Source organism: Mesotoga sp. HF07.pep.5.2.highcov (assembly GCF_003666285.1).
Taxonomy (GTDB): Bacteria; Thermotogota; Thermotogae; order Petrotogales; family Kosmotogaceae; genus Mesotoga; species Mesotoga prima.
The window spans coordinates 1-1,466 of sequence record NZ_JFHJ01000580.1 but is presented as its reverse complement, the minus strand read 5'-3'; the positions used below and the strand labels follow the sequence as shown (position 1 = coordinate 1,466).

The 1,466-nt window shown below is 43.2% G+C and carries 2 protein-coding genes; both read right to left on the bottom strand.

What is annotated here, in order from left to right:
* Positions 1–248: 248 nt before the first annotated feature.
* Complete coding sequence (locus BG32_RS12240) at positions 249–890, bottom strand: peroxiredoxin (RefSeq protein ID WP_006488060.1); 642 nt, start codon at positions 888–890, stop codon at positions 249–251.
* A 114-nt stretch (positions 891–1,004) separates the two neighbouring features.
* On the bottom strand, positions 1,005–1,328 hold the full coding sequence (locus BG32_RS12235; RefSeq protein WP_006488061.1) for a hypothetical protein: 324 nt from the start codon (positions 1,326–1,328) through the stop codon (positions 1,005–1,007).
* Positions 1,329–1,466: the final 138 nt, after the last annotated feature.

The window sequence follows — 1,466 nt, the reverse complement described above, 5'->3', positions numbered from 1 at the left end:
TATAATACCAAACTTTACATCTTTGAAAAAGAACAATCAAGATCAACCACGTGCGATCAGGCTCATTCTAGATTGTCTATAGTTAATTACGCGCAGAAAACATCGAATACCTAGAGACAATTATTCTGCCCGTCTTTCAAAAGATTTGTGGTTTAAGCTCGGGATTCTATGTTTGAGGCGGCAAGCAAAAAAAGAAGAGGTCGGTTGTCCCGACCTCTATCCGTTAAATTTATTTCATGATCGCTGTGTCAAAGGCTCTTGTGGCAGAACCACCAGTCGTAGCAACCTTCCTTGCCCTTTCTCTCTGCTGCAGTCTTGACGTCTGCTGCAGGGGGAATAATTACGTGATCGCCGATGATTTCGTTGTTTGGCCAATCGGCAGGAATCGCGACTCCGTTCTTGTCGGCAACCTGGAAGCCCTTGACCATTCTAAGTATTTCGTCCATGTTTCTTCCAAGCTCCTGCGGATAATAGAGTATTGCCCTTATTTTTCCCTTCGGATCAACAATGAATACGGCCCTGACCGTGTTTGTACCCTTCGCAGGATGGATCAAACCGAGAGTCATACCAACTTCACCCATTTCATCGGCGATTATTGGGAACTCAATCTTCACTCCCAGAGTTTCTTCTATCCATTCGGCCCACTTTATGTGAGAGAAGACTTGATCGACGCTGAGACCTATGAGTTCACAGTTGAGCTCTCTGAACTTCTGGTATCTCTTCTGAAATCCCACAAACTCAGTTGTACAAACCGGTGTAAAATCGCCCGGATGGCTGAACAAAACAAACCATTTGCCCTTATATTCTTCTGGAAGGTTGAGTACACCGTGAGTTGTCTTCACTTTCATTTCAGGAAAATCTTCACCGATCAAAGGAATTCTTTTCTCCATAAAACACCTCCTTATTTAGAACCATTCTAAGTATCAACATTTTGATTATAGTGGAGTGTTTTTATCCTGTCAACCGTACAAAAAAAGAGGGCCCGCGGCCCTCTTTTTATGGCTTCAACAGAGTAGATAGGGTGTTTCTTCTCCATCTAGATAGATGTATGAACTAACTACTCTGTAATCTGGAAAACTCGTTTCCAGCGCTCTTGAGATCAATGATAGGTACTCGTTGATCCTTGGCACTACTTCTTCGAAAGAGCACGAACCTTTGAGAGCCATAATCTGAACTTCAATCGTGTCTTCCGTCTCGGCTCTCATATTAAGCGTGTCACCTTGGGCTCCCAGAAGCAACTTTTTTGAGAGCGTCTCAAGTATCATTTTCAAAGCCTCCGTGGATCTACTTTCAGAAACAGCATACGTCAAATCACACACAATATACATGGCGCTCCCTCCTTCGTTTGGTGTCTTTGATTTTGTTCATAACTAACATAGGAAGGTACCAGATGTAGATCCTGATTTCTGGAAAAGCCGTTTTTGAAAGACCATTTGTAACTGCAACTGCAAAGTGATCAGCCCGTT

Excerpts from the sequence above, each read along its gene's own strand:
- BG32_RS12240 (WP_006488060.1), bottom strand. The coding sequence starts at position 890 with ATGGAGAAAAGAATTCCTTTGATCGGTGAAGATTTTCCTGAAATGAAA.
- BG32_RS12235 (WP_006488061.1), bottom strand. The coding sequence starts at position 1,328 with ATGTATATTGTGTGTGATTTGACGTATGCTGTTTCTGAAAGTAGATCC.